This window comes from Salimicrobium album, assembly GCF_900107115.1.
GTDB classification, from domain to species: domain Bacteria; phylum Bacillota; class Bacilli; order Bacillales; family Halobacillaceae; genus Salimicrobium; species Salimicrobium album.
On record NZ_FNOS01000001.1, the window covers coordinates 274,072 to 287,537 of the forward strand.

General features: G+C 46.9%; 11 protein-coding genes. 2 read left to right on the forward strand and 9 right to left on the reverse strand.

Translation table 11 applies throughout. The features are described 5' to 3' along the window. Window positions 1-29 precede the first annotated feature (29 nt). The gene (locus BLU03_RS01400) at window positions 30-1,118 is read left to right on the forward strand and encodes a glycosyltransferase (protein WP_093105026.1); all 1,089 of its coding nucleotides are present in this window, start codon (window positions 30-32) and stop codon (window positions 1,116-1,118) included. Then, window positions 1,115-2,536, forward strand: a complete 1,422-nt coding sequence (locus tag BLU03_RS01405) for a phytoene desaturase family protein (protein WP_245698659.1) — start codon at window positions 1,115-1,117, stop codon at window positions 2,534-2,536. The genes BLU03_RS01400 and BLU03_RS01405 overlap by 4 nt, the downstream gene beginning before the upstream one ends. Before the next feature lie 18 nt (window positions 2,537-2,554). On the opposite strand, the gene BLU03_RS01410 is transcribed toward BLU03_RS01405, so the two are convergent. The 9 genes from BLU03_RS01410 to BLU03_RS01450 form a co-directional block, all read right to left on the reverse strand. Continuing rightward, the gene (locus BLU03_RS01410; protein ID WP_322787558.1) at window positions 2,555-3,388 is read right to left on the reverse strand and encodes a phytoene/squalene synthase family protein; all 834 of its coding nucleotides are present in this window, start codon (window positions 3,386-3,388) and stop codon (window positions 2,555-2,557) included. Window positions 3,389-3,402: 14 nt separating this feature from the next. Then, the gene (locus tag BLU03_RS01415; protein ID WP_093105034.1) at window positions 3,403-4,860 is read right to left on the reverse strand and encodes a phytoene desaturase family protein; all 1,458 of its coding nucleotides are present in this window, start codon (window positions 4,858-4,860) and stop codon (window positions 3,403-3,405) included. Then, entirely contained in the window at window positions 4,857-6,326 is a 1,470-nt protein-coding gene (locus BLU03_RS01420) for a phytoene desaturase family protein (RefSeq protein WP_093105037.1), read from the reverse strand. Before BLU03_RS01420 ends, BLU03_RS01415 begins: the two co-directional genes overlap by 4 nt. Before the next feature lie 227 nt (window positions 6,327-6,553). After that, window positions 6,554-7,906, reverse strand: coding sequence for a TrkH family potassium uptake protein (locus BLU03_RS01425; protein ID WP_093105039.1), 1,353 nt, complete (start codon window positions 7,904-7,906; stop codon window positions 6,554-6,556). A gap of 66 nt (window positions 7,907-7,972) precedes the next feature. Continuing rightward, entirely contained in the window at window positions 7,973-8,398 is a 426-nt protein-coding gene (locus BLU03_RS01430) for a YwpF-like family protein (RefSeq protein WP_093105042.1), read from the reverse strand. A 179-nt stretch (window positions 8,399-8,577) separates the two neighbouring features. Next, window positions 8,578-10,026, reverse strand: a complete 1,449-nt coding sequence (locus BLU03_RS01435; protein WP_093105045.1) for an aldehyde dehydrogenase family protein — start codon at window positions 10,024-10,026, stop codon at window positions 8,578-8,580. A 12-nt stretch (window positions 10,027-10,038) separates the two neighbouring features. Then, the gene (locus BLU03_RS01440) at window positions 10,039-11,091 is read right to left on the reverse strand and encodes a homoserine dehydrogenase (protein WP_093105048.1); all 1,053 of its coding nucleotides are present in this window, start codon (window positions 11,089-11,091) and stop codon (window positions 10,039-10,041) included. 1 nt (window position 11,092) lies between these two features. Further along, window positions 11,093-12,250, reverse strand: a complete 1,158-nt coding sequence (locus tag BLU03_RS01445) for a M20 metallopeptidase family protein (RefSeq protein ID WP_008589593.1) — start codon at window positions 12,248-12,250, stop codon at window positions 11,093-11,095. Between the two features lie 11 nt (window positions 12,251-12,261). Further along, the gene (locus BLU03_RS01450; protein WP_093105052.1) at window positions 12,262-13,461 is read right to left on the reverse strand and encodes a cystathionine gamma-synthase family protein; all 1,200 of its coding nucleotides are present in this window, start codon (window positions 13,459-13,461) and stop codon (window positions 12,262-12,264) included. Between the last annotated feature and the right edge of the window lie 5 nt (window positions 13,462-13,466).

The window sequence follows — 13,466 nt, forward strand, 5'->3', positions numbered from 1 at the left end:
TTGTACAGGTACCTGGAGGAGGGAGAGTAATGGTTACTATTTTTTTGATATTAGCAGGGGTGCTTTTTCTTTGGACTATATTCAATTCTATGTTCATGCCGGGTTTAAAATCGAATAATCTGCGCCGGATCGCTCCGGTTTCAATTCTCATCCCCCTTAGAAATGAAGAGTTTAACGCAGGCCCACTCGTAGAATCATTGAAAAAAATCACCTATCCCGATCTGGAAATTCTTCTGTTGGACGATCATTCGGAGGACCGGACTTTCGCCCTTCTTTCGGAAGCAACCGCTGATGATCCGCGGTTCCGGCTTTTCAAGGGGGAACCTCTCAAAAAAGGATGGACCGGTAAAGTATTTGCCTGTCACCAGCTTTCCCGTCTGGCCCGGGGAGAGTATATGCTTTTTCTCGACGCAGATGTCCGGGTCTCGCCCGATATCGTCACAAAACTGCTCGCTCTCACCGGACAGAAACAGGCCTCTTTTATTTCAGGCTTCCCTTCCTTTACAGACCGGAGTCTGCTCGGACGGCTCCTTGTACCGATGCAGCATTTTGTCATTCACATGCACCTTCCTCTCTTCATGGCTAACAAGACAGAAATCCCTATGTTCACTGCAGCTTTTGGAGGATGTCTGTTTATCGAAAGAGAAGCTTATGAAGAGATAGGAGGGCACACGGAGGTATTCGATTCCCTGGTGGAAGACGTACATCTCGCGAAAAAGATGAAGGAAAACAAAAAACGTACCATACTCGCTAATGTAACGTCAGACGTATCCTGCCGGATGTATGAAAGAAACACGGATGTCTGGAAGGGGTTCCAGAAGAACATTTTCCCCGGTCTCGGCCGCTCTTTACCACTGGCTCTTCTGCTTGTACTGCTTTATACAGGGCTCTTCCTCTTCCCTTTTGCAGCTGCTTTAATTACAGGAGGAAGCTGGTGGGGTGTCTGTCTTCTGCTCGTTGCTGTTAAAATGTTCGTTGATGTCCGTACAGGTCATCCGTGGTGGATTTCTTTGCTCCTCCCTGTGTCCGCTATTTCAGTGATTCTTGTTCTCTTTTCCTCCATAAAAGTCGATCGTCAGAAGAAACAATATGAATGGAAGGGGCGTACGTATTCATGAAAACGATTATTGTGGGCGGAGGTCTTGCGGGATTATCCGCAGCTGTAACCCTCGCCTCTGAAGGAGTGGAAACTGTTCTTTATGAAAAAAGTTCCCATTTCGGAGGAAAAATGAAAAGTGTCGATATGGAAGGATTCCATTTCGACTTCGGCCCCAACACTATCACCATGCCCTACGTATTCGAAAATGTGTTAAGAAAAGGAGGTATGGGAGGATCGTTAAGCTATCAGAAACTTTCCACTCATACACGGAACCAGTTCCCTGATGGTACCGTTTTTGACCTTTCTTCCGACCGTGACGTAATGATCAGACAGCTCAACAGGATAGATGAGAAAGGAGCCAGGCGTTACGACCGGTTCTCCGAGGCCATTTCGAAACTTTTCGACACCTCTTATTCTTCTTTTCTCACACGCGTCTTCACCGGTAAAAACGATTATTTCTCCGCATCGCTTCTCACAAGTACGATGCAGGTACGGCCGATGCAAAGTATGAGCAGCTTTTACCGCCGATATTTCTCCTCCCCTCATGTACTTGACGCTCTGAACAGGTACGCCACTTACGTCGGGTCGGATCCTTATCGCGCCCCGGCAACGTTTGCGATGATCGCTTATCTGGAACTTATGGAGGGAGTGTATTACGTTCAGGGAGGCAATACCAAAATTGCCGAAACTATGGTCCAGGCAGCCGAGAATTGTGGTGCCTCGCTTCACAAAAACCGTGAAGTCGTTTCTTTGCTGAAAAAAGGGAAAAGAATTGAAGGCGTAGTGCTGGAGGACGGAGAAAAGGTAAAAGCTGACAACGTTATAATCAACGGAGATCTTGCGCATACACTTCCTTCTCTTCTTGAAGAAGAGCAGCCTGAATACGACCCTTCGATCTCTGCCTTTGTTATTCTTGCCGGAATCGACGGTGCACTTCCGCTGCACCACCATCACCTATTCTTTTCGGCAGACTATAAGAAGGAATTCAGCGAACTCCGCTCCGGTAAATATCCCGAAGACCCGACGATTTATATAGCAACATCCCGCAAATCCGATCCTTCGATATCCCCGGGCGGGGACAATTGCTTTATTATGGTAAATGCTCCTCCAGGCAAATCTGCAGACAAAGAAGAATATAAACAGGTGATATATAATAAACTGGAAAATAGCGGAATTCACCTATCCAAGAAGATTCTATTCGAACAGATCTGGACACCTTTTGATATTGAAAAAGAATTCTCCAGTTTCCAGGGCGCTCTTTACGGCCCAAGTGTCAATAACCGAAAACAGGCTTTCCTCCGGCCACGGAACAAATCCGACCGATTTGATAATCTGTATTTTGCCGGCGGCAGCACACATCCGGGAGGAGGTTCACCGATCGTAACTCTCAGCGGACAAAATGTAGCGAACTATCTTGTAAATAAAATAGTGAACTGAATGACGATTAAAAAAAGATCATTGCAGCCTGGCAATGATCTTTTTCTTTTGCTCGTCACTTATATATACTCTCTTATTGAACACGTCGTAATTCTCCTGTCTTACAGCTTCAAGAATATTCATATATAATAGCGCGGCCCCTTTCACCGGGAGCCTAGAAGTTACAGGGTATTCGTTAAGAGAAATCATAGCCTTTTCATAGTAGCTCTCTGCTTTTTCGGCAAGTGATTCCCAAGCCATAATGAATTCCGCAGACTTTGTCTTACTGATCAATTCTTCCCTTGTATAGCCGAAAGCCTCATAGTGCTCTCTCGGTATATAAATTCTTCCCCGCGCCAGGTCTTCTCCTACGTCACGCAGTATGTTCGTCAGCTGCATAGCGTACCCTAAATAGATGGCATCCTGTTTCAATACTTCACACTTTCCGGGTGCCAGGATAGGAAGAAGCATCAATCCTACGGTACTCGCCACATTATAGCTGTAGGTCAGCAGTTCATCCATCGTAATCATTTCAACATCCTCAAGATCCGTTTCCTGTCCCCTGATCATATCGTGAAAAGGAGCAAGATCCAGATCGAATTTCCTTCTGACATCATCGAGAGCTATCCAGAAATGACGTTGTGGCACCTCTTCCCGTCTCTCGAATCTTATCAACTCCTCCTTTACTTCAGCCAGCTCCCGTACCGGGTTTTCCCCTTCATCCACGACATCATCCACGTGACGGCAGAAACCGTAAACGGCCCACACCGCGCGTTTACGATCCCGCGGCAAGTAGGAGAAAGCTTTAGCGAAAGTTTTTGAATGATTTTTAATGACAGTATGACATTTCGCATATGCCTGTTCAATTTCCACGACATTCACCTCAATTATAAATAACCTCTCCCATTAGTTAGTTCTCCCGCAAGCAGCTTCGCTCCCTGCATAACTATCGGTACTCCGCCTCCGGGATGGATGGAAGCTCCTACCGCGTATAATCCATCGATCGGGTAAGGACGGAACTGCGGTCGAAATACGCCGGACTGTCCGAGAGTAGGTCCAATACCAAAACTACCGCCTTTATACAAACCGGAAAGTTCCGCTTCTTTAGGGGTTCTCATCCGGAACCATTCCATATGATCACGAAGTCCGGGGAAGGCTTCTTCTTCGAGAGTATCTATAGCGTATTCTACCAGACTTTCCTCTTTCCCGTAATCAATGGATGCATCGGCCGGGACCGGGATGAGAACGTACAGCACCCCTTTACCCGGAGGAGCGAGGGTGTCGTCGACAACGGATGGATGAAACGCATATATAGACGGGTTGGCAGGAACTTTTTTCTCTTCAAATACTTCTTTCATGTGCGCACTGAAATTATTCGTCATAAAAAATTGGTGGACCGGCTGCTCTTCATATATTTTATCTGTACCAATATAAAGCAGCACACAACCTGAGGAAGGAGTGTAAGACTTGTTCAGCTGGTAACTTTTTGGCATAAGGGCGTCCATCGATGGAAAATCTCCATTGTAGATGACTTCGTCCGCAGCCTCTTCCCGGCCATCCGCGCATCGGACTCCGGTCGCCTTCCGCCCGTTGAGAAGAACAGCCTGCACCTCACAGTTTGTGACAATATCCACGCCCCGGACCTTGAGCTCTTCGGTGAGGATATCTATTACCGTAGCGTATCCACCTTTTACGTACCATATCCCTTCCACTTGTTCACTGAGAGAAATGAACGAGTAAATAGAAGGAGACCTGGAAGGGTTGCCGCCTATATAGAGAGACTGGAGACTGTAAATATCGAGAAGATGTTCCGAAACAAAATATCTGCTCATAAAAGACCGGATCGATTTATGTGCTTTCATTCCCCACAATAATTTCAAAATATCGGGATGAAGAAATTTTTTTCTGTTCTGAAACGTCTGTCCGAGTATTTGCGCCTTTCCTTTTTCAAACCAGGGCTCCATCTCTTTCAGGAACTTCAGATAACCTTCCTTTTCCTCCGGGAAAACTTCGGAAAACTCCCTCAGCTGCTTCTCTTTATTCTGAAATTTACGGAATTTTGTCCCATCCGGAAAAGTCACCTGATACATCGGCTCCATCGGCATAAGAGGTATCCGTTCTTTCTCGATACCGCCTTCCTTCATCAGGTCAAGCAGCATTTCAGGAAGAAGTACAATCGTCGGTCCCTGATCAATCCGGCTTTCTCCGTGCTTTTCAAAGACCATCCTGCCTCCCGGTTCCCCTGCTTTTTCTAACACTGTCACTTTCCTCTGCTTATCCCGCGATAAATACAGAGCGGTCATCAGTCCTCCGATGCCCGAACCGATTATTGTCGTTTTTTTCATGATTTACCAATCCAATCGCTCGTTATTTTTGCGGATTCCAAAATAGTCGGCAGACCGCTTCCGGGATGGGTCCCTCCCCCTACGAGCCAGGTATTATCAAGTTCCTCGAAGCGGTTATGGGGTCTGAAATACATCATTTGTGAGAGCTGGTGTCCAAGACTGAATGTGGCCCCTTCATAGACTTCAAAAGTCCTCTCCCAGTCTTTTGGAGTAATGATTTTTTTAACAGTGATGTGATCTCTCAAGTTTTCGTACCCTGTCTCTTTCTCAATACGATCCAGCACCACCTGTTCCACTTCTTCCTTTTTCCTGTCCCAGTCGATGCCGGAAAGGTTATTCGGTACCGGGGCAAGAATGTACAGGGCGGAATGCCCTTCCGGAGCCAGAGTGCTGTCAGTCACACTCGGATTCTGTATATAGATGGAGGGCTCATCGGAAACTTCCAGCGTACTCGTCAATTCCTCCACGTTCTTTTTGTAATCCGAAGAAAAAAGAATGGAATGATGAGGCATATCGTAAACTTTATCCACCCCTGCATAAATCATAAACGTGGAACAGCTGAGTTTTTTCTTTTTGATATTTTCTTCTTTGTATTTTTTCAAAGAATCCTGATCAACCAGTTTGGTCATCGCCTGGGCGAAATCAGCATTGATTACGATTTCATCGGATTCGACACGTTTACCGGATTCGAGTTCCAGCGCTGTGGCTCTGTTGTTCTCCGTTTCAATTCGGGTAACTTTTTCCCTGAAGTGGATATGCCCCCCCAATTCCTCAAAAACCTCAGCCATAGCTTTGGAGAGTCGATTCACTCCTCCAATCGGGTGGAACACTCCGTATTCATGTTCCATATACGACAAAATGGAGAAAGCACCCGGGCATTCCCACGGGGACATTCCCAGATATTTGGCCTGGAACGAAAATGCCACTTTCAGTTTTTCATTATCGAAATAGCGGGATAACACATCGTAAACGGATTTACCTAACGTCAGCTCCGGCAGTGCTTTCAGAACGCGGGGCGACAGATAATCGAGCATACGATTGTGTTTATGCTGAAGAATCGGAGTCAGTCTGTCCATTTTTTTCTTATTTTCTCTCATAAATCTTAAGTATCCTCTTTCATTACCCGGGAAATGCTCCGTGATCGACTGAAGCATCTTATCCTGCTGATGATACATCGGCACCCGGGTACCGTTGAACAACAGCTCGTACATGGGAGTGAGCTGTCTCATATCCATGTAATCTTCCATATTCCGCCCCGATTTCTGAAATAATTCCTCCACGAGATGAGGCATGCTGAGAAACGTCGGGCCTATATCGAACGTGTAACCGTCTAGCTGCCATGACCCGTTCCTGCCACCGACCCTGTTGTGCTTTTCGTATATGTGCACATCATTTCCTTCGGCTGCCAGAATCATTGCAGATGCAAGACCTCCAGGGCCGGCTCCAATGATTGATACTTTCTTCATGCCGTCACCTTCTCTCTATTTATATTATGCACAGTACCCGTTTTATTAACTCTCTAGTCTTATTTTTCGACAGCTCTGAATCTCACGCACAGAACCTTTCTATTGCAGGCATCATCTTCTCCCGTTCGTCACTTACCACAAAAAAGCGGGAAACCGAATTGTCCGGTCTCCCGCTTTTTCATTTCTGGCTGGGATGATACAGGCTGTTTTAAAATCAGTAACAGCCCTTATCCGATAATAACTCTCTCTTTCGGATAATGATAATTCCCTTTCTTCCTTTTTTCATTAAAGGAAAACAGGAATGTCAGTATCCCTATCCTTCCAATGAACATTAATCCCATCAGTAATAATTTCGTAAAGGAAGTCAATTCCGGAGTAATTCCGAGCGACAGCCCCACTGTTCCGAACGCAGAACATACTTCAAACAATATCTCGGAGAGAGAGAATGGCTCTACCACGGAGATTACGAGCACAGAGATGAATACGGTAAGGACGGCCATAATAGTGACGACCACAGCCCGGTTCAAATCCTCCGTATACACTTCTCTTCTGAAGATACGTATACTCTGTTTCCCTCTTGCGAACGTTAAAATGTAAATGACGACAAGAGCAAAGGTGGTCGTCCGGATCCCGCCGCCGAAACTGCTCGGAGAAGCTCCGACGAACATGAGGGAGGACATGAACAGATGCGTCTGTTCCGTAAATTGGCTTATATCCATCGTGGTGAGTCCGCCACTTCTGCTGGTTACCGACTGGAACAGTGCATAAAACAGAATTTCGTGCCAGGCCCGCCCGCTCAAGAAATGATTGAATTCAAGTACTACTATCATTACGGCTCCCAGTAAAATAAGAGCAAAAAAAGTGATCGACGTCAGTTTCGTGAACAGGGAGAACCTGGTCCGCTCCCCGCTTTCGAACAGATACTGCTTCAGTTCAATCAGTACCGGAAAACCGATTGCCCCTGCAATAATCAGCATCATATTAATAAATTGAACGAAATAATCGTCCCGAAAAGGGATAAGCGAGGCTCCTGTTATATCAAAACCGCCATTGGTCATTGCACTTACTGCACCGAAAAATCCCTGCAAATACGCTTCTCCGGGTTCAAAGTACTGGAGGTAATATGTACCGAGAATCAGGAAACCTATAAACTCGATTAAAAGAACGATGAAAACGATCTGAAGAACGAGACGGACGATACCGGAGAAGTCCGACTGGTTCTGGTCCGTCATTATGAGTCGCCGCTCCCGCAGACCGATTTTTTTACGAAGCAGTATCCAGATAATCGTTCCAAAGGTCATTATACCTATCCCGCCGAGCTGCAGCATCAGTGCGATCATGAAGTAACCTACTGTACTGAAGGTCTCCGGTATCGACACAGTCGCAAGACCGGTCACGCTGACGGCACTCACTGCGATGAACAGCGTATCAATGAACGCTATATCCACTCCCGGCGCATAAGCAATAGGTAATGACAGAAGCAGAGTAGCTACCGTAACTGCAAATAAATAAAATAGTGCGATCAATTGAAAAGGTGAAAGTGTCCGTACCCAGTCGAATTTCCTCTTAGCTATAGCCATCCGTTTAACTCCTTACTCACATCAATTCCCTTCATTATATAGAAAATCAAAAGCGTTGTATAGACGTTATCGGGATGTGGAAGATGTCCGACGTTTAAACTCCTCGAGCAGCTTCTCCCCCTGGTATCCTTCTTCGAGTATTACCTGAAGCAGTTTCTCCACCTGCTCCTGTTTTTTATCCACTATCGTCCCCATAAAAAGTACGTTTATCGCTTCTTCAAAATCGTTGACTTCGAGCGGATAAACCAGGAATGTGGCAGGAGAATTGCTTTTTTTTGTGATAATCACCTGAATCATCACTTTTTCATTATTTTTTACGAAAGCACGAAAATAATTTTCATGGTCTTTATCGAGAAATGCCTCTATGAGCCAGCGTCCATGATCATCTTCTCTATTAATGATAAGTCCGTCTTTCAGTTCTATGGACCGGAGGGTTATGTCCTCCTCCTGTTCTTCGATTACATCAAGCGATACAAGCTTGAATGTCTTCATATTTCTCTTCTCCCCCTTCCCTGCATCTGTGTACATTATAGAATAGGTCACCCAAAAGCGAAAGCCGCTGGAGATCCTTAGTAACGGACGCAGTATTTTTCCCTGCGCTTCTCGAGCAGATCTTTTCCCTTGAAGTTACAAAAAAACCGCCCTCGGTCCGGGCGGTTGTGTAACTAAATTCAGAAAGGGCTGCTCAGTTTAAAACTTACAACTTTCTTTTCTGTGAGGGTGTCTATAGCGAATTTCACTCCTTCTCTGCCTATACCCGAGTCTTTCGTCCCGCCAAAAGGCATGGCATCGATTCTGAAATCACTACTGTCATTGACCATAACTCCACCGACCTGCAGGTTCTGCACCGCATAGAACGCACGATTTACGTCTCTCGTAAAAATCCCTGCCTGGAGGCCGTATTCAACATCATTGGATTTATCGACAGCTTCTTTAAGATTCTGTACCGGCTCCACCAGTACCACGGGTCCAAAGATTTCCTCTTTGGCGATTGTAGAATCCGGAGGAACGTTAGTGAGTATGGCCGGTTCCACATAAGCTCCGTTCCTTACGCCCCCTGTTTCAACCCTTGCTCCCCCTGCTTTTGCTTCATGAATCCATTGCTCTACACGTTTTGCTTCTTTTTCTGAAATCAGGGGACCGACATCTGTGTCCTCGGTGAACTTATCCCCCATCTTCAGTTTTTTCGTTTCTTTAATAAATTCCTCAAGGAAAAGCGGGTAGGAGTCCTGTTCCACATAGACTCGCTGCACACTGATACAATTTTGCCCGGCTGCACTGAACCCTCCATCTGTACAGGCTGCGACGGCATCTTTTAAATCAGCGTCATTCAGGACGATGACCGGAGAATTTGAACCCAGTTCCATGTTGACGTGTCTGGTACCGGTCTTCTCGGTGATTTTTTTCCCGGCATCCGTACCACCTGTGAACGACAGCGCCTTAATATACGGGTGATTCACCAGCTCTTCACCAATTTCCCTTCCCGGACCGGTCACTACCGACAACATTCCCTCCGGCAGACCGGCTTCCGTAAAAGCTTCGGCCAGTTTAAGAGCGCTCAAAGGGGTCTCAGAAGCCGGTTTTAGAACGACTGCGTTACCACCGGCAATGGCGGGACCCAGTTTGTGGGCGACCAGATTCAGAGGATCATTGAAGGGGGTGATAGCACCTACTACTCCTACCGGGAAGTGATAGTAATAACCGACTTTATTTTCGTTTCCTTCCACCTGGTCGAAGTTTATTGTTTCCCCCTGGATCCGTCTAGTCTCTTCTGCGGCAATTTCGAGCGTCTGAGCGGAGCGCGCAACTTCTCCTCTGGCTTCATTTATCGTTTTACTGCTTTCTGAGGCAATCGTTCTGGCAAATGATTCGGCATTATCCGATACATACCGGCTTACGTATTTCAATATACGGATCCTTTCATGGACAGGCCACGATTCGAGGGAACTGAATTTCTTATGGGCAGACTCAATAGCATACTTCATATCTTCTTTCGATGCTCTCGGCACCGTCGCAATACACTCGTTATTCTGAGGATTTATTACGCTGATGGTTTCTTCCCGTTGCACCCATTCTCCTGCTAACAGCATTTTCACTTCCTCGGTTCTTGTTGTCTTCATACCTTCCCTCCTCTACAGCTTTTCAGGCTTTCGTTCCTTATGATAATGAATCAGGTCTATGAGCAGCGAAAAACCCGTTTCTTTTCTTCCGGCCCCTGCTCCCGTCAATAACACCGGACCCAGAAGGTCACACTCATACAGTATGGCATTAGTCGCCCCGCTTACCCCGGCGAGGGGGTGATCCTCTTTTATTTTCTCAGGAGCTACACTTCCGGTGACCGAGCCGTTTCCGTTTCTTTCCACTTTTCCGATGAGTCGCCATTTTTCCCCGTTAGCCATGGCGTTTTCCACATCTTCCATTCTCATTTCCGTTATACCTTTGCATTCGATATCCTTATAATCGAGTGGCTGGTTCATCAGATAGTTCGATAAGATCGATACTTTATACCTTGCATCATAACCTTCCACATCATTGGTCGGGTCGGCTTCGGCGTAACCGTTGGCTTTCGCCTGTTCGAGGGATTCATCATAAGTTTTTCCTTTTTCCATTTCCGTCAGAATATAATTGGTGGTGCCGTTCAGTATACCGCTGATTCTGTTAATGTCATTCCCGGCCAGAGTTTCTTCAGGCATCCGGAGGGCCGGTGTACCACTCATGACCGTGCCTTCGAACCCGAAAAACACCCCGTGATCTCTGGCCATCTCTTTCAGTTCATTGTATGCGAGGGCTACCGGACCTTTGTTCGTAGTAATTACGCTTTTTTTACCGGCAAACGCTTTCCTGCAATGGGTGATCGCCGGTTCTCCTGTATTGACATCCGTAAACGTCACTTCCACAATTACATCCGCATTTGTCGTTTCTATCGTTTCGATACTGGAGAGGCCCTTTATGACCCCCGGCTGTTCCGGATAATTTTCGACAGAGCCGTCTTTTCTTATACACTCGAGCAGCTGCTGCACGTCGAGACCTTTTTCCTGATATACGGAGCCTTTCATCAGATCCGATACGGCTACGATTTTCGTTTCAAGTCCATATCGCTCATGCAAGTTCTCCGCTTTCTCTTCAAGTATTTCGACGAGGGCCTGACCTACGCCGCCGAAACCGATCATTGCAATATTCGTCATTCTATCCCTCCTGATTCTTCCAGTAGGATTGTAAGATTCCTACCATAATATCAAGGCCTTTCTGAAGGGCCTGCTCATCTATATCGAAGTCCGGTTGGTGAAGCATCCTTTCCTTTTCCAACCCGCAACCGAGGAAAAACATCGTGCCTTTCAAGCGGTTGACCATGTGGCTGAAATCTTCACTTCCCATGCCGAAGGGCTCGTTGTATATTTCAAAGTTCGCCGCTGCCTTTCTTACTACTTCATTAAGATCTTCGTCATTAATGAGAGCCGGCTCCCCTTTCTGGATCTTCCACTGGTACTGGCCTCCGAGTGAATGGATCATATTAATCTTTTCGAGCAATTCTTTTTCCAGCTGATACCGGACCTGGTCCGTGTATGACCTCATCGTTCCGTAAATATCCACTCGGTCAGGGATAATATTACTCGCGGTCCCGGCATGAATTTGTCCTACACTAATCGTGCCTATTTCCAGCGGATGCATTCTCCGCCCCGTCATGCTATAGACTGTCTGCAGAAACTGTGTGGTCATCCATATTGGATCCGCGCCCTGATGAGGATAGCCGGCATGTGCTCCTTCACCGAAAATCGTGATATGAAATTCATCATTGTTAGCCATGCTCGGTCCGTCGTTCACCTGAATTTCTCCCGTGCGCAACCACGGGCACATATGCAGAGCGTATATAGCATCTATATCTTCAAGAAGCGGGGAGCGGATCATTTTCTCGGCACCCGTCTCCCCTTCTTCATCCGCCGTCTCTTCGGCTGGCTGAAAGATAAGCTTGATCGTCCCTGTGATCGTTTCTCTGTGTTCCTTCACCCAGTGAGCTACGCCGAGAAGGATGGCACAGTGAGCATCATGACCGCAGGCGTGCATCACCCCTTCATTCACTGACGCATATCCGGCGGAGGACTGTTCAGTGATGGGGAGTGCGTCCATATCTGCACGCACACCGACAACCGGCCCTTCTCCGTTCGAAATGACGGCCACAATACCGTAGCCTCCTACCTGTTCGTGAACTTCGAAGCATTCAAGCTTTTTTAATTTTTCCGCTATATACGCACTTGTCTCTTTTTCCTCGAAACTGAGCTCCGGATGCTGATGCAAATGGCGCCGCCATTCCACCATGTGGTCAGATAAAGTTTCCGGTCCATACATCTCCATTCCTCCTAGCTTTTCGGAGAAACCTTCTGCTCGACTTTTTCGAAAGCCTGCTTCAGATCAGCTTTCAGATCTTCTATATCTTCAATCCCGGCAGAGTAACGGATCAGTCCTTCCGGTATGCCCATTGCTGCCCTTTCTTCCGGTGTACATTCCACATGGGAAGTTGTACGTGAAGGTCCTACGATCGTTTCTACGGCTCCCAGGTTCGCGGCCTTATTGGCAAATTGTAAAGCCGGAATGAATTCACGCACCGTCTCTACTCCTCCTTTTACGGAGAAACTGAGCATACCTCCGAAACCATGCATCTGTTTTTTAGCGATATCATAGTTCACATGCTCCTCAAGTCCCGGATAAAATACGTCTTCCACAATATCAAATGTCTTCAGATATTCGGCGATGTCGTGAGCGTTTTTATTCTGCTGGTCTATGCGCAGTTTCAACGTCTTCATTCCTCTGAGCAACAGGTAGGCCGACATAGGATCCAGTGTGGCCCCGTTGATTTCTCTATAATGATACACCTGTTCCACCAGTTCCCTGGAGCCCACAAGCGCGCCGCCAAGAGCATCTGCGTGGCCCCCCAGAAATTTGGTGGCACTGTGGATAACCAGATCGACACCAAGATCCAGCGGGTTCTGATTTACAGGGGTGGCGAACGTATTGTCGACGATTACGATAGCCCCGTTGGCTTTCCCCACTTTGGCCATGCGTTCGATATCGGTGATCTTCACCGTGGGGTTCGTAGGTGTCTCAAGATACAGGATTTTACATCCTTTCTCCACTTCGGCTTCGAGTACCTCATGATTGGCTGTTTCGCATAATTCCACATCCACGTTCATTTTCGGAAGAAACTCGGTGAAAATCTTATTCGTCCCGCCATAAGTGTCCTTAATGGAAACAATTCTGTCCCCCGGAGTGAGGAAGGTGCTCAGCGTGTTACTGATAGCAGCCATCCCGGTGGAAAAACTGGTGGCAGCCTCTCCTCCTTCGAGATTTTTGATCTTATCTTCGAATGCTTCCACGGTCGGGTTCGTATTTCTTCCGTAAATGTGACCTTTCTTCTTGCCTGTGGCTACTTCATACCACTCATCCATATCCTCATAACCGAAGGAAACGCTATGAACCACGGGTACCTGCGTCGCGCCAAAAGCCAGCTGATCTTTCTCTCCTGCCCAAATGGATCTTGTACTGAATTTACCTTGTGTCATGATCA